Genomic DNA, 19,782 nt, shown 5'->3' on the forward strand with positions numbered 1-19,782 from the left:
GTGACCGTGACAGAAAAGCCTCTCTTCTGCATAGAACGCCTCGGAGTAATAATGGAGCCCGACCCTAATAACCCTGATGAAGCTTGGGGGGTTCTTAATCCCGCAGCAGCTAGGAGTCGGAATGGAGAGCTATATATCTTCCCAAGAATAGTAGCAGAGAAGAATTACTCTAGGATCGGCATAGCTAAGGTTATATTTGACGATCAGGGAGATCCCAAGGCTGTCGAACGTTTGGGTTATGTACTTGAGCCTACCGCCTCTTATGAGAAGAACCCTAGAACGGCGGGATGTGAAGATCCTAGGATTACCTTCGTAACCTACCTAGATAAGTACATTATGACTTACACTGCATATGGACCCTTGGGACCAAGAATAGCCCTAGCTGTATCTGAGGACCTATTCGAGTGGAAGAGGCTTGGCCTCGCCAAGTTTTCACCGGCTAGAGGTGTAGAGTTTGACTTCTACACCAATAAGGATGCACTAATATTCCCAGAGCTTATTAAGGACCCCGATGGGAATGATTCTATAGCTCTCATTCATAGGCCAACTTACGATGTTGCACCTTGGGGAGCACCACCTTATCAAGTGCTCCCAGAAGGTATAGAAGACTCGAGGCCAAGTATATGGATCTCCTACTGCCCAGTGGATAAGATAGGTTCTGATCTTAGGGGCCTAACTCACTTCTCTAATCACAGATTACTCGCTGTCCCACAAGAATCCTGGGAAGCATTAAAGATAGGTGGGGGGACTCCCCCTATACTGACCAAACATGGCTGGCTAACCCTGTTCCATGGAGTTAGTGGCGAAATCATAGAAGGTGTAGACCTACAACCAAATGTCTACTATGCAGCAGGAGCCTTGGTACTAGATAGAGACGACCCTACTAAAGTTATATATCGCTCCAAGATGCCTATCCTCGAGCCTACAACGGAGGATGAGAGACAGGGAATTGTAAACAACGTCGTATTCCCAACGGCCGTCGATCAAAGGATAGATCTTGGACAGCCAGATCGCATTGATGTGTACTATGGCATGGCCGATGCGCGTATTGGCGTGGGTAAGCTGTACGTACCCCAAAAACTGGAATTAGAGAAAGATAAGGCAGTAGCTGCATGTGTATAGGTAAACTTGGGGAGGTTATACCTCCCCAAGTTTACCTAATCTACTTAAGATCGAGTAAGCTCTCTCGTGGTCCCTCTATCTTCTCTCCGGCGAGAATCATACTAATCATTCTCTTTCTTCCTCTTGGACTCCCAATCGTGATAGCTCCTACTAGTCTGTCCTCGATAAAGAATAGCTTCTTATATTCTTTAGAATCTATGTCCGCCCTTACTACATACTCCAGATTTGGATTTATCTCAGGAGTTGCACCTATAACTGCAATATTAGAATTGAACAGCGGGCTGGTATAGGTAGGGACTTCCTTATAGACCTCATTACCTCCGGCCATATTGATTGCAGCTACCCTACCCTGAGAGAGCGCGTTATCCCAAGTTCCCATGATGTTGTAGCTCTGGATGATAACATCGTAGAATTCAGCTATATCACCGGCAGCGTATACATTATTTATGTTGGTCCTAAGGTACTCATCCACTACAACCCCTCTATTTATTCTTATAGGACTTCCCTGCAGAAAATCAGTGTTCAGAGTAAGCCCTACACCAACCCCAACGATGTCCACATCGATTTCACGCCCTTTCTTGGTAATCACACACCCTCTAACGCCATTATCTGAGACTATCTTTTCAACCTCATCTTGGTAGATAATTTCTACTCCATGCTCCCTAGCAAGCTCATGCACTATAGCTCCACCCTCTTCATCTAAAGTTCTACGAAGAAACCTAGGGCCTCTCATAATCCAAGTAGTCTTAAGCCCGCGTATTGCAAAACCTTCAGCAAGCTCATAGGAGATGAATGAACCTCCTACTACAACCCCCGATCTTCCTTCAGTAGCCTCCCTGATGATATTCTTCGTATCATCCATTGTTTGGAAGTTAAATACGAAGGGGAGATCTCCACCTTCACAAGGCAGTTTGTTGGGCCTACCACCTGTAGCTATGAGAAGAGCGTCGTAAGGAAGTACCTTCCCATTGTCCAGGTATAGTAACTGCTCATTAGTGTCCAAGTGTTGGGCAACAGTGCATGTGAGCAGGTCTATGCCCCTTTCCTTGTGCTGCTCAAAGGTACGCATGAATACCTTTTCTTCTCTAACTATCCCCTTCAAAAACCTGGGAAGAGCCACTCTGTTATATAGTGGGTATGGTTCAGCGGCGACTATAGTAATCTTGCAATTAGGGTCAAGCTTGCGCAGAGTTTCAGCACAGGTCGTCCCAGCTATGCCATTTCCTACTATTACATACCTTTTATCAGTCATATTCCTCCATGTGTAAGCAGATTGCTACTATAGCAGCAGATCTAGGTATTATCGATGAAGAATTTCGTAATAATATAACAACTTGAGCTACCTGCTATAATTCGCTACCAGCTCTCCGTAAGCAATCACATGTCCTTTCATTGCTTTCAGTACGACATCTCTTGTGGCATTAGAGCTAAGATTCAACCTGATATCTAAGGCATATATATGAAAGTAGTATCTATGAGTGCCATTAGGAGGACAAGGGCCCCGGTACCCGTGCTCTTTGAAGTCATTTACTCCTTGTATAGCTCCATTAGGCAACCTAATATTTCTAGGTAAAGCTTGAGGCAAGCCAATTTGAGTTGCAGGAATGTTGAACATGACCCAATGCGACCATGGAGATATACGACCAGGAGCATCAGGGTCATCCATGATCAACACTAAGCTCTGAGCTTTGGGAGGTACACCTTTCCACCTCAAGTTGGGAGATACATCCTCTCCATCGCAGGTGAATTTTCTGGGTATCACTAATTTCGAATTCTCCTGATCAAAATCTGGACTAGTGATTTCTATCTTCTCCAGATTACTTTGAGGGAAGGTATCCTCTCGAGCAGCCCCCGGCATGCAACTTAGAAGCAGTAGAAAACCAAGTATTACTAAAATATCAGTTATACGCCTGATGTACACTGGTAGCTTTGTAGATTTTATGATTGTGAAGTCGTACATACAACTCTCACCCGAGGGGCAATGCACAAGCTGTTAGTAGTATAATCTAACTAAGTTATGTAATGGAAAAAAGACATGAAATATAGCATAGCCATCTGCGCTGGAGCTGATTGCTCCAAACGCAACACATCCCAATTAATTACAATGCTAGAACAGGTTCTAAGAGACGAAGGCTTAGAAGGAGATGTCCTTCTTCGTCCAGCAGCTTGCAGTAAACTGTGTGAGTTAGGCCCTACACTGATCATCTATCCCGACAGGATTTGGTATGGTGGTGTCACTCCAGAGAGGCTTCAACGTATAGTTAGAGAACATCTCAAACATGGTAATCCAATCAAGGAATGGATAACAAAGGATCTCGGAAAAAGAGAGACCTACAGACAAGACATAAACAACTATCTCGATAAGCTATTCGGCTAGCAATATACCAGGTACTAGTATGTCCAGCAGAAAAGTTACTGTAAAAGATTCCATAAGCTGGATGAAGTGGGATTTCCCGTTTCGAATAGTCCCAATGATAGCTATCCCAGCAGCATTGATTTTAGCCACCCCTTTATCCGCAAGGGACATTGGCTTGTACTTTAGCGGTGTACACCCCTTAGTACCAACTATATTGATTGGCATCATAATGGGCGTAGTAAGTTGGGTGTTCCGGGTAAAGATCCTTAAATGGAATTCCAGTCCTACAACCCCTGATGTACTACTTGAAACAACATACTACTGCGTGCTGAACTCACCTGCAGAAGAACTGGTTTTTAGGGGCATCATGATTGGGCTATTGGGTAACTACATAGGCAATCCAACCGCATTATTTATATCTACTTTAGTATTTGGTGCTTACCACATACCTGCCAAATGGGGAAGCAAAGCTGTAGCGGGTGTCACTGCTGCTGGTTTCCTGTTTGGTTGCCTATTTTTGATAACTGGGGAGTCTTTAATAGCTCCTATGATAGTACACGCCTTCGCTACATCTGGTTTGTTGAGCGCTGGTCCTTGGATGGAACATATTCTGAAAGAACAGAAAGTAAAGACAAAGTCTAAGGACGCAGAAGCTCACAGATATCTACAATAATGCTGATTCCTTGGAATCTACCTTGCTACAAAATCTACCAGGGGAAAAGATCATGTTCAGAAACAGATCCGAAGCAGGTAGAAAGCTGGCTGAGAAGCTATCTCTATATAAGGGACAAGGGGACGTAGTAATACTAGCGCTACCAAGAGGAGGAGTACCGGTAGGTTACGAGATAGCAACCTACCTAGGTGTACCAATGGACGTGCTAGTAGCCCGCAAGTTAGGTGCTCCAGGTCAACCCGAATTAGGTATAGGAGCAATAGCACCAGGAGGTATAAGGGTCCTGGACGACCGATTGATAAGACTCCTCGGAGTTAGCAACGAATATGTAGAGAAAGTATCTCAAGAGGAAGCTCAAGAGCTACAAAGAAGGACACAGGAGTATAGAGATGGGAGACCAGACATTCCTCTCGAAGGTAAGACTGTGATTATAGTAGATGATGGCCTAGCAACAGGCGTAACGGCTAGAGCAGCAATAGAGTCAGTCAGACGCAGGAATCCTAAGAAGATAATTCTGGCAATACCTGTATGCGCCTCACAAGCCATTCCAATCATGCGTAGTCTAGTAGACGAGCTAGTATGTTTACTAACTCCTTCGGAGCTTGGGGCAGTTGGCTTGTGGTACAGTGACTTTAGGCAGATATCGGATGAGGAGGTCAAACGGCTAATAGAATCGACCCAAGAACAGGCTCAAAGCAAGGGAGAGATGTAGCTGTGAACACCTTAGGTGAACAGGAGATAACTATATTAGCTGATAGCACCCAGCTTAGGGGTTTTCTATGTATACCTTCAGATCCGCGAGGATTGGTTATATTCGCACACGGCACCGGTAGCAGCAGGTTTAGTCCCAGAAATAGGTTTGTGGCTGAGCGTCTAAATGCCGCAGGTTTAGCTACTATACTAATGGATCTACTTAGCTCTGAGGAAGAGGTTATAGATCTAAGAAGTAGCCAACTGAGATTCGATATCCCCAAACTCTCCAGTAGAGTTGAAGCTGCCCTGTATTGGACAAAAACTAGAGACGACCTAGTAGGACTCAACAAAGGATTGTTTGGAGCAAGCACCGGCGCTGCAGCAGCCCTAATAACGGCGGCCAGAAACCCTGACGATATCGGAGCCGTCGTCTCAAGAGGAGGTAGACCGGATCTAGCGGAACCTTACCTCGAGCAGGTGAAGGCTGCGACTCTGCTGATAGTAGGAAGCCTAGATTACCCAGTTATAGAACTGAATAGAAGAGCATTTGATAAATTGACTTGTGCTAAAAGCTTAGAGATAGTAGAAGGCGCTAGTCACCTATTTGAAGAGCCCGGTAAGTTAGAGGTGGTTGCAGATCTAGCTAGAGACTGGTTCCTGAAATATCTATAGCAATTCCGTATTATTCAATACCTTTTGGCTCCAGATGCTACAATTTCCTGACGGATAATTTATGTCGGTCAGGAGTATATAGATCAAGAGTTGGAAGTAAACACCAGATCCAAGATTTTTACCTCTCAACGCGTCAAATTCATGCTCTATATAGGTATCACCGCCATACTGGGTGCCTTAGTTGGACTGGCCTTAGGTAACCTCATACTAGCAAGACAGCAGTCCTCAAAGGAGCAGGCAGTACCCACTCATCACTTTGCCGTTGATGAACCTAGAGTAGTGGCTATTTCCGATACAAATGTCTACTTTGGATTTGGGGGTGGCTTAATGATAAGCCAAGATGGCGGTAAGAACTGGGGTGCGTTAACGTCTGAAATAGCAAACATTATAAGTATCTGTCCCTTACCTGATAATTCTATGTACTTCGCAACAAAGAAAAACATCTACTTCCTCGACAGCTCCCATAATCTGAAGCTAATTAAACCCCCAGCATCCGTATCGATTGAAGATATAGCTGCATCTCAAGATGGCAGGTACATATACATCGCGTCTTCGCAGGGAAGCATCTACGTAAGCAGTGACGAAGGGAGTACTTGGCAAAAGACTGGAGCACCTCAAGGGAGTGAGGGTGGTATAACGAGCATAGCTATAGCCCCTCAAGACAGCAAGCAAATCTATGCTGGAGTAGCTTCTGAAATATGGGAAAGTAAAGATGGGGGGCACAGCTGGAGAACAATCAGCAGTCCAGGTGGCGTAGTTATGGATATCAACTTACAACCAAATAGCAACATACTCTACGTTGGTACATCTCTTGGCCTCTGGAAACTAACCTCATCAGGCTGGCAACAAATACCACTAACCACTGATGGTCTCATTATCTCCGTAGCAGTAGGAGACCCAGAATCAAACATGCTTGCGGTGCTAGATCAGCAAGGCAACGTCTACGTAAGCCGTGATGGAGGGCTATCGTGGCAAAATTAGCCTCGAAAATCATATATCTAGCTATGCTATTATCAATACTTACAGTTTCGTGTACTAAACCACTAGCTCGGAATGGTTCAGAACAATACGCAGGGACAGAACTTTCTGGCAATGCCCCTGACTTTAGCTTGGTCGATCAACATGGTAGAAAAATAAAGCTATCTGACCTTCGCGGGAAAATAGTGGTATTGTCATTCATGGATCCCCACTGTGCTGACATATGTATTCTGACCTCCCAGGACATTAAAAGGGCCTACCAAAACTTAGGAAGCTTGAGAGACCATGTAGTATTTCTGGCAATAAACGTTAATCCTGAGGTATCCAGTGAAAAGGACATAAACAAAGCTATAAGGCAGTGGGGATTAGAGGAGATATCCAACTTCCACTTCTTGAATGGTAGCCCATCTACTCTAAGGTCAGTTTGGAAGAACTACAATGTATTGTCTGAGAAAAGCCAGAAATACGGTGGACAAATCATACATACACCCGGGATATTTATCATAGACCAGCAAGGCAATAAGAGATGGTATGTATATACTCCGCTTGGTTGGCAAGGGCCAAATATGAGTGACCTTATGCTACAGCACATCAGAGGTTTAGCAAGTTAGAGGATTGACCCCTTCTGAGTTTTGACTTATAAACTATAAAAATACCTAGGAGAAGGAAATGGCAGATCCTACTACTTTCCATATGGTCAAGGAAGGCATGCAGGTCAAGACTTCTGATGGGACTACTCTTGGCAAGGTCAGGGCTGTGCATTTCGGTCAAGACACTACTGGAGAGCGGCATAGCATAGCCCAGGTAGGGATGAGAGAAATTGAGGATACTACGGAGCTAAGTATAGATGAGAGGGAGGGAATACCTGATGCCGTAGTTGAGGTGGAAGGAAGCGCGGACAAGCCAACGCTGTACATTCCCCATCAGGCTGTGTATCAAGTAGATGAACAGACCATAACCCTATATGTGGATATAAATGCAGTAGAAGCCAGCGACTGGGCAACGCCTCCGTCTTGGCTTTCTACTGTATAAATAGCTCTCAAAATATTATTTTTGAAGCTGCAACTAGCTCCCAAGATTTCTGTCTACCTTTACGTCATCATCCGACATTTCTTCCTCAGGAGGCTCTTCGCGCTCTGGAGTAGCATCAATATCCACATCTCCAGATCCGGTTAGTCCTGCATCAGCATTGTCAGGTTGTCCTGTATCTGGAAGGCTCTCATCAACAGGATTGGGTTCGGTATCAACGATATTTGGATCTGTGAGCGACATGCTTGTCCTCCTAATAAACTTACTCTCTAGCTTAGAAAGCAAGAGCAGTGCCACAGAGTCAGTGATATAATCCTTACTAGGAATGGCCGGCAAAGTAGCTAAGATAAACATGCTCATAAGTGTGCCAATAGGAGCAACAGTCCTTATGACTTTGGGTGCCCGCCAGCTAGCAAGAAGAATGGTAGCGCCATCCTACTATGATCCTCGCACAATGACTCCCTGGGAGCTGGGGATTCCATTTGAAGACGTTGTTATTCAATCATCGGATGGGATACGGCTCAAAGGATGGTGGATCACACACCCTGAGGCTAAGAGGACGGTCATAACGCTTGCTGGACATAGAAGACGCAAGTCAGACTGTTTGGGAATAGCTGGTGCCCTTTGGCGTCATAGGATGAATATATTGATGTTTGATTATCGAGGTAGAGGTGATTCTGACCCTTATATAAACACCCTGGGCTACTATGAGACCCAAGATACCTTGGCTGCTATTAATTTTGCATCCAGGAAAGCTCACCAGTTACCTGTAGCTCTTATTGGTTACTCGATGGGGGCCTCAATAGCAATAATGGCAGCAGCAAGAGATCAAAGAGTATCGGCAGTAATTGCTGATTCGTCCTTCGCCTCACAGAAAAAGGTTATTAGAAGATACTTCAGAAGCAAGACAGGCTTACCCGCATTTCCAATCGTGAACCTAGCAGAAAAATTTCTGCCCTATAACATAGATGAAGTCGAACCTATTCGAGAGGTGAGGAAGATATCTCCAAGAGCTATCATGCTCATACATGGAGAATGTGACGATCTCTGCAGTTCAGAAGATTCTATTGCACTTTATGAAGCGGCTGGAGATCCAAAAGAGTTATGGGTATTACCAAATGTGGGACACTGTGGTGCATATTTCCAGGACAGAGAGTTGTATGTTAACAGAGTGGTTGACTTCCTTGAAACTCATGCTTCTCAAGAATAGAAAGGACCAGGTTTCCTACTGGTCCTAATCTAACTGCTACCGTCCCCGAAATAGTAGAAAAATATCTCTACCTTATGAAAGGAGCTACTTGCCCAGGAGAGGGTACACTACTTGGTGCAGGGCCAGTATTGTGAGGCATCAGAAAGGTGATGTATATAGTTACCAAGAAAAGTAGGATCACGACTGCCAATACGATATATCTAGATGTACGATCGTAGTAAGACAACGGTGTCCTCCTTACAAAGATACCGCATATATTCTACAGACTTTACCAATCAATAATAACACGCGACAACGAATGATGGAGGAAAAACATTGAGTCTTTGCAAGAGGTTGGACGAGAACCTATGGATAATAGATTTGATGTTCCAAAATACGCCCAGAGCTATAGCATCGTATCTACTAATTGGCAGCTACGAGGCAATATTGATAGAGTGCGGACCTTCAACAACGCTTCACAACCTGCTTGAAGGCGTCAGAGAGTTAGGGATAGCAAGAGACTTTATAAGCGGAGTCTTAGTCACGCACATACACCTGGATCATGCAGGTAGTGCCGGATTGCTTCTCAAGCAGCTCCCGAATGCCAAGCTTTACGTTCACGAGATTGGCGCACCTCATATGGCAAATCCTGAGAGATTGCTTGCGAGTGCCAAGAGAGTATACGGAAATGCTATGGAAGACCTATGGGGAGAGGTAATACCTGTCGAGGAGAGTAAGATCGTTAGCCTAAAAGACAAAGATCAACTGGTAATGGCAGATCGAACAATCGAAGTCCTCTACACACCTGGACATGCTTCTCATCACGTAACATATATAGATAGGCAGTCTGATGCCTTCTTCACCGGTGATGTAGCTGGCGTCAGATTGAGCGAGATGAGCGCACCACTACCTCCTACTCCCCCACCGGATCTTGACCTTGAGAAGTGGCAAGAAAGCATCGATATCCTTAAGAGCTATAAACCTTCTAAGCTATATCTAACGCATTTTGGGGAGTTTCAAGATGTGGATAAACATTTGGACAACCTCGAACGATCTTTGTTCGATTGGAGAGATTATCTGCTGGACAAATTGGACAACAAGAAGGAAGTAAACGTGCCAGAATTGGCTAGAGACTTGGAGGCATACGCACTAAGCAAGATTAACATGTCACCATACAAGGACCCACTTATAGCCGATACTCTAAGGCTTATCTCTGGTTATGAAATGGACGTACAGGGCTTCCTTCGATACTTTTATAAGCAAGGATACATTCAGGAAGTCAAAGCCACATACTAAGCTAGCAATATGTCGCATAGTAAAGCTCGGCGTTCAGAATCGAGCACCCAGCCGCACCTATGATTGTGTTATGCGCTAAAGCTATGTACTTCCAATCGAGCACTTTACATGATCTTAGCCGGCCCACCACAGTTCCCATCCCTGACAAGGTCATCACATCCTTTATAGGCTGAGGTCTGTCATCCTCATGTCTGTAAATAAGAGGCCTAAGGGGCAGTGACGGAAGATTCAAGCTCATGACAGGTGGTCGCCAGTTTTCCCAAGCATCTAATATCTCCTGTTGATTCACGGGTCTATCAAATGCGACAGAGATGGTAACGAGGTGGCCATCCTTCACAGGAACCCTATTAGTATGAGCACTTATCGATATATCTGCGTACTTGAAATCAGGCTTTTCCCATGCCCCCAGCATCTTTAGAGGTTCGGTTTCTACCTTCTCCTCCTCACTAGAGATATAGGGAATAACATTGCCTAATATATCCAAGGAAGGTACTCCGGGGTATCCCGCACCACTAACAGCCTGTAATGTAGTCACAATTATTTTCTTCACCCCGAACATCTCATGCAATATCTTCAGGGATATGACTACTGGGGTAGAGCTGCAATTTGGATTAGCTACTACGAACCCCTTCCAACCATACTGCTTACGTTGCTCCTCTATGGCGTGAATATGGTCGTGGTTAACAAAGGGTATTATAAGGGGAACATAAGGGTCCATTCTAAGGGCACTAGCATTGGTGAACACCTTGTAACCCTTCTGTGCCAGCTGAGGTTCAACCTTTCTTGCCTCTTCCGTGGGGAGTGCCGAAAACAGCACATCACAATTCACATTTTTAAGGTCTATGGGTTCTACTACCATTTCAGATATCTTAGATGGCAAATCCGTATCCATCTGCCATCTGACAACCTCACCGTACTTCTTTCCCGCTGTTCTATCAGAACCAAACAGCTGAACAACTTCAAACATCGGATGATCCTGCAGCAATTGCAGGAATCGCTGCCCTACCATGCCGGCTGCACCTAGAACACCAACCCCGATCTTAGACATCTACCTCACCTCATTAGATTAAGGAGATCACTGGCTATACCCATTGCCGTACGTACAGGTCCAGCACCTGGACCTATGACCACGATAGGATTGTCCCTATAATTCCGTGTGGAGAAGACGAATACGTTATCAGGACCCGAGACACTCCCGAATACGGTAGAAGCCGGCAAGCTTTCCAAACCAACAGTTACATCTCCGTCAACAGGAACACGAGCTACATACTTGACTACTTGCTTGCTCTGCGCAGCCTGTACAGACAGCTGCTGGAAGTATTGATCATAATCTTCTATACGATTCATGAATTCTTCCACCGATTCCTCATAGCTCAGATCCGGAATAAAAGAACTCAACTTGATATCCGACATCTCGATCTGTCTACCAAGTGACCTGGCTAGGATTAATGCTTTCCTGGCCACATCCATGCCAGACAGATCATCCCTAGGGTCTGGTTCGGTGTATCCGAGAGTGACCGCTTCTCTTAAGGCTTCTGAAAAAGTGCTTCCCGATGAGATCTTCGAAGATATAAACCCAAGTGTGCCACTGAAAACTCCCTGGATGTAATCTACACTATCACCACAATCAAGGAGAGAACGCAAGGTACTTATAATCGGTAGACCAGCTCCCACAGTTGCCTCATATAATAAGTGGTCCGAGTAGCGTGCAAGCCTAGAATATTCGCCGAGGCCAACCGCTAGGGGCTGCTTGTTCGAAAGTAAGACATGCCACCCAGCCTCTAGTGCTTTGAGAACTATGGGTAAGGTATGCTCACTAGAGGCGCAGTCTATCATCACATTGAGGCCATAGTTGGGGATAGATTCAATTGCGTCCAGCGAATCATAAAACTGGTATTTACCAAAATAGGCCAGCTTACTACCGCTAAGTTTATACGAAGTTATCTCCATTAAATCTTCGGAGGAAAAATAGGGAGAATAAGGGATGAGAGCTCCACTAGAATCAGCTAGAGCAACATATCGGACCTCCCATCCAAGTCTCTCCCATCTGTGCTGATTCCCAATTATCAAATCAATAAGAGATTTACCTACTTTGCCTAGTCCTAGCTGGAATATTCCAACGCTTTTCATAGCTAACCTACAGGCTCCATGTTCCCTATGAATTCTTCATGCATGCCCCTCACAGCCTCATCAAGCTGTTCGGAGTCCACAACGAACGAAAAGCTAGTTCCAGATGGAGCTTGAGCAAATCCGTGTACGCTGACACCTAGCTTGCCTAGAACCGTGAAGACCCGTGCACCTATACCAGAAGTCTCACCCAACCCCTCCCCAACACAAGAGAAGACTCCAAGACGGTCCTGCATGTCTATCCTTCTGATCTCCCCCCGCCGGATCTCGTCTGCAAACTCTATGGTCAGCTCACGTACTACCGCATTAGCTCTTTCGGTGGGCAGTACAAAGCTCAAGTTTTGCTCCGGGGAGGAAGCATTTGTCAGGAACGCATCTGTAGACAGACGCTCGAGTACATTCAAAGTCCTCCCGGCGACCTTGGGGCCACCAGGCCTTCCAGATCCTTCCACTGTGACTATACAGACATTCCTAGTGTAAGCTATAGATTTTACTGGTTGTCCGGTCCTCTCTCCCTCAGCTGTTATGATAGTCCCAGCAAAGCAGGGGTTAAAACTATTGAGAACTCTTATGGGGAAACCATGATCGATAGCAGGTAAAACTGTCCTTGGGTGTATAACCTTAGCGCCAAAAAAGGAGAGCTCACGAGCTTCCGCGTACGAGAGATGGCTTATAGGTCTGGCATTTGGCACGACCTTGGGGTCAGCTGTAAGCACTCCATCTGTATCTGTGTAAATCCAGACTTCGTCTGCATCAAGAACTGCTCCCAGGATAGTTGCAGTATAATCTGAGCCTCCTCTACCTAAGGTGGTAGTAACGCCTTCAACGGTCGATCCCGTAAACCCAGGCACTATTGGGACTATTCCCTTCTTTATTAAGGGAGGAATTAACTGTCTCGAGGCTGTGGCTGTCTGCTCCATCAAGGGCATAGCCTCACCAAAATTATCATCTGTCTTGATTACGGCTTCTGCAGACAAAATCTCACTTGGTATACCTTGGGAGGTGAGGGTAGCATGAAGTAAGGTTGTCGATAGTTTCTCTCCATAAGATGCAACTAGATCTCTGGATCTTGGACTTGCCTCTTGTAACAAAGACAAGGCGGAGAGTATCCGTGCGAGGGTATCTATATACTCATCTATCTTGTGAACAACCTCTGGTCTAAGTGAGCCGTCCACACAAAGTTGAGCTGCCGCATGATGCTTCTCTCTGAGATCTCTTACTATTGTCGTCACAGTAGCATCATCTCTTTTAGCCGCAGCATTCGTCGCAACTACCAGAGAATCAGTCACACCACTCATGGCAGACAGCACGACTACTGGCTTCCTATCCAGGTTGGCTCTTATTATGTCCGCAACAGCTAATATACGTTGAGCAGACCCTACACTCGTCCCACCAAATTTAAGTATGAGCATGTACTAGCTCCCAGAAGCAAGAATTACGAACAGATCATTTTATCAGCTCACCATCGCTCAGTGGCGAAGTTACATAATGCGCATCGTCACCCAGACTCTCCATATAACGCGTAATTATGCGGGTCATTTGTTCCCATTCCTTAAGGAAAGCATCGTGACCATGTATAGAATCCAGTTCCTCATACACAGCATTTTTACCGATATCTCTTAGCTGGTTAGCAAACGCCTTCACCTCTTGGGGTGGATATAGCCAGTCAGTGCTTATACCTACTAATAAGATATTTGCCTGTATCCTGTCGTAGGCTTCCAGTTCAGAATCAAAACCTTCGGAGGCATCATACAAGTCCATAGCCCGCGTGAGGTAGAGGTAGGAATTAGCATCGAATCTCTGAGTTAGCTTGTAACCCTGATACTCTAAGTAACCCTCGACATCAAACTTCTCTCCTAGTGGAGAATGGGTTGTAGGTCGGGTTGCAAGCCTCCTACCAAACCTGATCCACATACCTTCGTAGCTTTGGTAGGTGATCATCCCTACCATACGGGCAACACTTAACCCGGCTACCGGCCCTGGGGAAGGATAATATCTACCTCCCTTCCATTCCGGATCTATCATTATTGCCTGGCGTCCAACGGCGTTGAAGCCTATCGACTGAGGACTTGTCTTGGGTAATGCACCGAATATGAGCGCATTTTCCACCCAGTCAGGATATCTAACCACCCATTCTATTGCTTGCATACCTCCAATGGACCCACCTGTAACCGCTAACAGCTTGTTAATACCTAGGGCTTTGAGCAGCTCTACCTGCGCAGCTACCATATCTTGAATGGTTATTATCGGGAAGTCCATTGCATAGGGACAACCTGTCTGGGGATTAATAGAAGATGGACCAGTAGACCCCTGACACCCACCTATTACATTGGAGCATATAACAAAATATCTATTAGTATCGAAGGCCCTACCTGGTCCTATAAGAGGATCCCACCATCCACATTTATCTTCATCTTCACTGTATTTACCTGCTGCATGAGAATCACCGGTAAGTGCATGCAGCACTAGTATGACATTATCACGCGCCGGGGAGAGCTCTCCCCAAGTCTCGTATGCGATGGTAACAGGGTATAGGCTCCCCCCTCTCCAAAGTTTCAGAGGTTCCGCTAAAGTGTAGAATTGTTTCCTGCTAATCAATACAGCAACACCTACCACTCAGTTGTCTTTGTGAGGTGTGGTACTTGGCGAGGATAAAGACGAGGGCAAAAATAATCCCCTCGCTTTCGCAAGGGGTAACTTTTCATTTAATGGTTCGCCGCTACCCCTTATCTTGCGAGTGACCTCGCCGGAATTGGCACCTGGCGCTCCTAGGCGCTGGTTGCCGGGCTTCACAGGGCCGTCTCCCTCCACCTCTCTTGATAAGGCCGGCGAAATTATTCAGTTGTTGGAAAGATATTATCACAGCCTATAAACTTCGTCAAGAATATCAGCTCAGCTCTATATCCTCTCCTATACCCTTCCTAATAGCCCTGAGGTAACATTCGTGAGCCATGATGACGTCCTCACTTGCTATACCGTGTGACTTGAATAGTGTGATATCGGAAGCAGAAGTCCTAGGAACAAATCTACGAGTAACCACATCCGATAGCTCAAAGACTCGCTCCCACCAAAGCACCCCCCTATCTATAGCATGAGCAAGATCTCCACCTTCTATCCTTGCAGATTCAAGAGAATCTACAACTATAGAGGTGCTTCTAAGTAGTACTTCGAGATCAGCCTCAGCTTTACTTATCCAATTTGAGCCCACAAGATTAACATGCGCACCATCAGATAGATTACTTCCGAATAGGACGGGCTGTTGCGAGCTAGTAGCAGTCACTACAATGTCACACATAGAGACTTCAGATAAATCATTTGTAGGTTGTATATCTAAGCCAGTCCGATTACTCATACGCTGCGAAAAGTCCTTAGCCCTTTCATAGTTCCTAGAGAAAACCAACACACGTCTTAGATCTCTTACTTCAGCAATAGCTTCTAACTGGGTCTCGGCTTGGTATCCAGCCCCTATTAGACCAAGAGTACCAGCATCTTCTCGGGCCATATACTTTGTAGCTACGCCGGTGGCTGCCCCCGTTCTCAACTGGCCTAGACGATTTGCTTCAATCATTGCTAGTAACTCTGCTGAGGAGTTGTCATAGATCAATACGGTGAATCTCACGCCGTGTGGAGTAACAATGTAGGACTTGAGCCCTGACACGTTTCTAGCTGGCACAGATGCAAACATAAGGTTGAGCGTTCCATGACCTGTAGCGACCCGCCTACGTGGTTGTACACTTGGTGTGTCCAAGTTTTGATAGCCAAACAGCTCCTCCATAATCTGGATGGAATCTCTCATATCCAGTAGTCTGTTCACATCATCTTCACGCAGCAGGATGGTCATAGTTCATGAAACTCCTATCTGATAGATGAGTCAAGCCACCTTAAAAATTCTGCAACTGCCTCCACCCCATCAAGTGACATATCAGATTCATCAATCACAACCTGCGGTGTCTGACCCGATAGCACCGCTATACTCATAAAAGCAATTCTACCGGTGTTAGCCAGATCTCTAAGAGATCTAATAGCGTCAACATCCGTTACATCATCACCCATGAACAGACAAGATCTGAGTTTATGACTCTCGGCTATCCTGACCGCTGCAGTACCCTTGTTAAGGTTTACTGGCGGTCTAAGTTCAAAGTTCATCTTGCCTTCGGTCAGAATTAGTCCGTAATGCTTTGCAAGATCTGAGAGCTTTGGAAGTATAGCGCTCTTAGAATCATCTGGATTTTCAGTTTGTCTATAGTGGATGGCAGCAGTAACACCCTTATTCTCTATTAGCATTCCAGGGATCTTTATCTCAGAAGAGAGCTTATCCAAAGCCTCGTTCAACTTATCTATATAGGGTTTGACCTCTGGTGCGATTTCTATCCTGCCGTTTTCAGCCCACTCCATACCATGGTTACCAACTACTAACAATTCAGATGTGCCAAGCATAGATATAGCTTTAGGGGCAGAACGGCCTGTAACTACCGCTACTACACTCAGTTTCTTAGCAAGTGAGTTTAGCGCCTGTTTAATTTCCTCGGTTACTACAGCTTCATCAGGATGTGCTACAAGCTCGCTAATTGTGCCATCTATATCTGTTATCAAGCCTGAGGGTTTAGTTCCCAAGATATCCAACGCTCTATTCCACTGATCACGAACACTCTTGATCAAAGCTATGCTCCAATCAACCAACTGATATCTATGAGCTGGCTATTAAGCCAGGCAATTACGTCTTCGTTGATCACACATTCCCTAAGGCGTGTCAAGAGCTCTCTTCTTTCCTCAATCGGCATGGTGAGGGCTTTATAGAGAGCTTCTGCCGTGCCTAGTATGTCTGCAGCAGTGACAGAAAGTGGTAGTGGCGCAAACTGCTCAAAAGCACCTGCGCCATCCGAAAGCACCAAGGCACCATCTCTCTCGTTCACCAGGACGCCCTCTTTAGCAACTAAGTTCATTCCATCTATTAGAGGATTAACTAAAAGGACATCATAGTAACGCATGGCAGCTAAGGCACGTACATAGTTATCCCCGATAAAGGCTTCAACAGGTCTCCAATAGTCTGTGCCGTGTTTTATGTTGATCCTGCCAATCGCCGCCATAACCTCATCTTGGTATCTACTATACTCGGGGATACTGCTTCTGGAGGGCACTAGCATTGCTAAGAATTTCACCTTTTCCTTTAGCTCTGGGTGTTTGTCTAGCATAAGGCTATAAGCTTCAAAGCCCCTTAGTAGGTTCTTGCTAGGTTCTATCCTGTCGACTCTAAGTATGTTCTTTTCACCAAAGTACGGTTTAAGGAACTCAAGTTCCTTGTCAGCTTGCTCGCTATGCGCAAGGCGTGATACGTGCTCAGTATCAATACTAATAGGATATCTACGAACAAGCGTAGTCCTGTTTCTGTACCTGATACTGGCTAGATCATAATCAACCCTGACTCCGGGGACAAAAGTGCCAGAGGCCCTCAAAAAGTTAACAGCCGAACGATTAGTTTGAAAGCCAACTATGTCACAGGCAAGCAGGGATGAAACTATCGCTTGCCTCATCTCAACTGGAAGTACTCTGAGATAATCTGATCCTGGGAAAGGTATATGAAGGAAGAATTGAATAACTATATCTGGATGTTTCTCTCTTAGCATGCCTGGGACAAGGTACAGCTGATAGTCCTGAATCAGAACTATAGGAGGTTTATCGGACCTCTCTATCTCCTGCGATAGAACGTCTGCAAAAGCTTTGTTTGCAACCACATAACCTTCGTACCAAGCTTGCCATTCCTCAGACCCTATCATGGGCTCTCTTGGCGTATCCCACATGTAGTGATGGATAAACCAGAGAAGAGGATTGGCTATAACGTTGTAGTACCAATGGTATACCTGCCCATCAAGCAAAACGAAGCGTAGCCTGTAGCTGACGTCACCCTCCTCGATTACTATCGTAGTATCGCCATGTTCCTTTGCTACCTGCCTATCACCATTGGTCATAGCACAGGCAACCCAAGTAGGATGCGCGTACTTGCTTATTGCACTTACAGCTGTGACTACTCCGCCAGCCCCACGCTTCTTACTGTAACCTCCATTTACCACCTCAAATTCAAATGGTCCCCTATTAGAGGCTAGTATTAAGTGGGTGTTCTCAAGCAGTCTATCTATCCTTTGCTTATCGGGCTTATCTAACGAAGAATACATTAGGCATATCTCCTAGCTTACTATGGGGGATCAACCTTATCATTTGAAGAGCAGGATTTTCTATAAGTACAATTTTAACAGCTAACTATAGGATATATCTCCATAGAGGAATATTTTGGCGATAAACGCGAATCAGGATTTAGAGATCAATTTATATAAGCCTCATCTGATAGTACTGATAGGAGCTGCAGGTTCCGGTAAAAGCACATTTGCGAGAAAGCATTTTCGCATCACGGAGATCGTATCAAGCGATTACTGCAGAGCCCTAGTAGGTGATAACGAAGAGGTTCAGTACTACAGTAAGCAAGCTTTTGATCTTTTCTACTTCATCATACAGAAGCGAATGGAACTTAACAAACTAGTAGTAGCTGACTCAACAGCGCTCAACAAATCGGTTAGACAAGAATTACTTAGGCTAGCACGCAAACACTACTATCCAGCCACTGCAATCATACTGAACACATCTTTGGAGACCAGACTAGCGCGTAACTCAAGCCGAAATAGGGTAGTGCCACAGGATGTTATGCTAAGGCAGCAAGCTATGCTTGAGGTAGCTCTCCGGGAAGTCCACTCTGAGGGATGGGATAAGATATACATCCTGAATGAGGAGGAGGCAGATATAGTAAAAATAAATCTGATAACTCCTCCCATATATCCAAGAGTAGACCCTCCATACGACATCGTTGGTGATGTACATGGCTGCTACGATGAGTTACTAGAGCTCTTAGACAAGCTTGGATGGCAAAAGATAGATGGCGAATGGAAGCACCCCGAAGGGAGGACTCTGATCTCTATCGGGGACCTGGCAGACAGAGGGCCAAAAGTAGTTGAGTGTTTCGAGCTTTGGATGGAAATATGCAAACAAGGCAAGGCCCTGTTTACCCCCGGGAACCATGACAATAAGCTAATGAGATATCTAGAAGGCAGAAGAGTGCAGATAAAGCATGGGTTGGAGGCCACAGTCAGTCAGCTGGAGTCCCTAGACGAAAGCAGAGCCCTAGATCTAAGGAGAAGAATCCACAATTTCATAAAGGACGCAAATCCCTATATGGTGCTGGATAGATACAATCTGGTAGTAGCCCACGCCGGAATAAAGGAACGAATGATAGGCAAGATGTCTCGTGCTGTACAGGACTTTGTTTTGTATGGAGATGTCACGGGGAGGCTAACTCCTGAAGGCTTACCTGAGAGGAGAGATTGGGCTAGGTACTATCATGGGAGAGCTCTGGTAGTATATGGGCACACGCCTGTACAGGAGCCGGTTATAAGAAACAATACGGTAAACATAGATCAAGGCTGCGTTTTCGGAGGACACCTTACAGCCCTAAGATATCCGGAACTTGAGTTTGTTCAGGTAAAAGCCAGACAGGTCTATGCGGAGAGGCCCGGAGGTATAAAAAGCATCGTCACCGGAGAAGTACCTATAGTTTCTTCTTCCGGTGACGATGAGGATAAATCCTAACAAACTAGGACTGCA

Annotated in this window: 22 protein-coding genes and 1 riboswitch; of the genes, 11 read left to right on the forward strand and 11 right to left on the reverse strand. The window is 45.5% G+C overall.

From position 1 onward, the window contains the following. On the forward strand, window positions 1-1,122 hold the full coding sequence (locus N2245_RS10310; protein WP_494536644.1) for a glycoside hydrolase family 130 protein: 1,122 nt from the start codon (window positions 1-3) through the stop codon (window positions 1,120-1,122). 40 nt (window positions 1,123-1,162) lie between these two features. Here the strand turns inward: N2245_RS10310 and N2245_RS10315 are convergent, their stop codons facing one another. Both N2245_RS10315 and N2245_RS10320 read right to left on the reverse strand, forming a co-directional pair. Continuing rightward, on the reverse strand, window positions 1,163-2,374 hold the full coding sequence (locus tag N2245_RS10315) for an NAD(P)/FAD-dependent oxidoreductase (RefSeq protein ID WP_494536645.1): 1,212 nt from the start codon (window positions 2,372-2,374) through the stop codon (window positions 1,163-1,165). An 87-nt stretch (window positions 2,375-2,461) separates the two neighbouring features. Beyond that, window positions 2,462-3,082, reverse strand: a complete 621-nt coding sequence (locus N2245_RS10320; RefSeq protein ID WP_494536646.1) for a YbhB/YbcL family Raf kinase inhibitor-like protein — start codon at window positions 3,080-3,082, stop codon at window positions 2,462-2,464. Window positions 3,083-3,157: 75 nt separating this feature from the next. On the opposite strand from N2245_RS10320, the gene N2245_RS10325 reads away from it, so the two are divergent. The 7 genes from N2245_RS10325 to N2245_RS10355 all read left to right on the forward strand — a co-directional run bounded on the left by N2245_RS10325 (window position 3,158) and on the right by N2245_RS10355 (window position 7,526). Beyond that, complete coding sequence (locus N2245_RS10325) at window positions 3,158-3,499, forward strand: (2Fe-2S) ferredoxin domain-containing protein (RefSeq protein WP_494536647.1); 342 nt, start codon at window positions 3,158-3,160, stop codon at window positions 3,497-3,499. Window positions 3,500-3,518: 19 nt separating this feature from the next. Then, complete coding sequence (locus N2245_RS10330) at window positions 3,519-4,151, forward strand: CPBP family intramembrane glutamic endopeptidase (RefSeq protein WP_494536648.1); 633 nt, start codon at window positions 3,519-3,521, stop codon at window positions 4,149-4,151. A 52-nt stretch (window positions 4,152-4,203) separates the two neighbouring features. Next, window positions 4,204-4,863 carry a phosphoribosyltransferase gene (locus tag N2245_RS10335; protein ID WP_494536649.1) on the forward strand — a complete coding sequence of 220 codons (660 nt, stop codon included), beginning with the start codon at window positions 4,204-4,206 and terminating at the stop codon, window positions 4,861-4,863. A 2-nt stretch (window positions 4,864-4,865) separates the two neighbouring features. Next, window positions 4,866-5,516 carry a dienelactone hydrolase family protein gene (locus N2245_RS10340; protein WP_494536650.1) on the forward strand — a complete coding sequence of 217 codons (651 nt, stop codon included), beginning with the start codon at window positions 4,866-4,868 and terminating at the stop codon, window positions 5,514-5,516. A gap of 90 nt (window positions 5,517-5,606) precedes the next feature. Then, window positions 5,607-6,497: a sialidase family protein gene (locus N2245_RS10345; protein WP_494536651.1), complete on the forward strand. Its 891-nt coding sequence runs from the start codon at window positions 5,607-5,609 to the stop codon at window positions 6,495-6,497. After that, complete coding sequence (locus N2245_RS10350; protein ID WP_494536652.1) at window positions 6,485-7,105, forward strand: SCO family protein; 621 nt, start codon at window positions 6,485-6,487, stop codon at window positions 7,103-7,105. Before N2245_RS10345 ends, N2245_RS10350 begins: the two co-directional genes overlap by 13 nt. Before the next feature lie 58 nt (window positions 7,106-7,163). Next, complete coding sequence (locus N2245_RS10355; RefSeq protein ID WP_494536653.1) at window positions 7,164-7,526, forward strand: hypothetical protein; 363 nt, start codon at window positions 7,164-7,166, stop codon at window positions 7,524-7,526. A gap of 33 nt (window positions 7,527-7,559) precedes the next feature. Here N2245_RS10355 and N2245_RS10360 read toward each other — a convergent pair whose 3' ends face one another. Continuing rightward, the gene (locus N2245_RS10360) at window positions 7,560-7,766 is read right to left on the reverse strand and encodes a hypothetical protein (RefSeq protein WP_494536654.1); all 207 of its coding nucleotides are present in this window, start codon (window positions 7,764-7,766) and stop codon (window positions 7,560-7,562) included. An 82-nt stretch (window positions 7,767-7,848) separates the two neighbouring features. Here N2245_RS10360 and N2245_RS10365 point away from each other — a divergent pair, with 82 nt between their 5' ends. Continuing rightward, window positions 7,849-8,733 carry an alpha/beta hydrolase gene (locus N2245_RS10365; RefSeq protein ID WP_494536655.1) on the forward strand — a complete coding sequence of 295 codons (885 nt, stop codon included), beginning with the start codon at window positions 7,849-7,851 and terminating at the stop codon, window positions 8,731-8,733. A 67-nt stretch (window positions 8,734-8,800) separates the two neighbouring features. Here the strand turns inward: N2245_RS10365 and N2245_RS10370 are convergent, their stop codons facing one another. Then, window positions 8,801-8,959 (reverse strand): hypothetical protein, encoded by a 159-nt coding sequence (locus tag N2245_RS10370; protein ID WP_494536656.1) that lies wholly within the window; start codon window positions 8,957-8,959, stop codon window positions 8,801-8,803. Between the two features lie 89 nt (window positions 8,960-9,048). On the opposite strand from N2245_RS10370, the gene N2245_RS10375 reads away from it, so the two are divergent. After that, window positions 9,049-10,008 (forward strand): MBL fold metallo-hydrolase, encoded by a 960-nt coding sequence (locus N2245_RS10375; RefSeq protein WP_494536657.1) that lies wholly within the window; start codon window positions 9,049-9,051, stop codon window positions 10,006-10,008. A gap of 1 nt (window position 10,009) precedes the next feature. Here the strand turns inward: N2245_RS10375 and asd are convergent, their stop codons facing one another. The 7 genes from asd to N2245_RS10410 all read right to left on the reverse strand — a co-directional run bounded on the left by asd (window position 10,010) and on the right by N2245_RS10410 (window position 18,305). Next, the gene (gene asd, locus N2245_RS10380) at window positions 10,010-11,056 is read right to left on the reverse strand and encodes an aspartate-semialdehyde dehydrogenase (protein ID WP_494536658.1); all 1,047 of its coding nucleotides are present in this window, start codon (window positions 11,054-11,056) and stop codon (window positions 10,010-10,012) included. Between the two features lie 5 nt (window positions 11,057-11,061). Continuing rightward, window positions 11,062-12,138 carry a homoserine dehydrogenase family protein gene (locus tag N2245_RS10385; protein WP_494536659.1) on the reverse strand — a complete coding sequence of 359 codons (1,077 nt, stop codon included), beginning with the start codon at window positions 12,136-12,138 and terminating at the stop codon, window positions 11,062-11,064. A gap of 2 nt (window positions 12,139-12,140) precedes the next feature. After that, window positions 12,141-13,547, reverse strand: a complete 1,407-nt coding sequence (locus tag N2245_RS10390) for an aspartate kinase (RefSeq protein ID WP_494536660.1) — start codon at window positions 13,545-13,547, stop codon at window positions 12,141-12,143. 34 nt (window positions 13,548-13,581) lie between these two features. Further along, window positions 13,582-14,733, reverse strand: coding sequence for a homoserine O-acetyltransferase MetX (metX, locus tag N2245_RS10395; RefSeq protein WP_494536661.1), 1,152 nt, complete (start codon window positions 14,731-14,733; stop codon window positions 13,582-13,584). A 125-nt stretch (window positions 14,734-14,858) separates the two neighbouring features. Beyond that, window positions 14,859-14,961, reverse strand: a riboswitch (SAM riboswitch). 61 nt (window positions 14,962-15,022) lie between these two features. Then, window positions 15,023-15,976 carry an ornithine cyclodeaminase family protein gene (locus N2245_RS10400; RefSeq protein WP_494536662.1) on the reverse strand — a complete coding sequence of 318 codons (954 nt, stop codon included), beginning with the start codon at window positions 15,974-15,976 and terminating at the stop codon, window positions 15,023-15,025. 14 nt (window positions 15,977-15,990) lie between these two features. After that, window positions 15,991-16,794, reverse strand: coding sequence for a trehalose-phosphatase (otsB, locus tag N2245_RS10405; RefSeq protein ID WP_494536663.1), 804 nt, complete (start codon window positions 16,792-16,794; stop codon window positions 15,991-15,993). A gap of 2 nt (window positions 16,795-16,796) precedes the next feature. After that, window positions 16,797-18,305 carry an alpha,alpha-trehalose-phosphate synthase (UDP-forming) gene (locus N2245_RS10410; RefSeq protein WP_494536664.1) on the reverse strand — a complete coding sequence of 503 codons (1,509 nt, stop codon included), beginning with the start codon at window positions 18,303-18,305 and terminating at the stop codon, window positions 16,797-16,799. A gap of 115 nt (window positions 18,306-18,420) precedes the next feature. Here N2245_RS10410 and N2245_RS10415 point away from each other — a divergent pair, with 115 nt between their 5' ends. Next, window positions 18,421-19,767: an AAA family ATPase gene (locus tag N2245_RS10415; protein WP_494536665.1), complete on the forward strand. Its 1,347-nt coding sequence runs from the start codon at window positions 18,421-18,423 to the stop codon at window positions 19,765-19,767. Window positions 19,768-19,782: the final 15 nt, after the last annotated feature.

The sequence above is a fragment of the Thermobaculum sp. T2p genome (assembly GCF_059335935.1).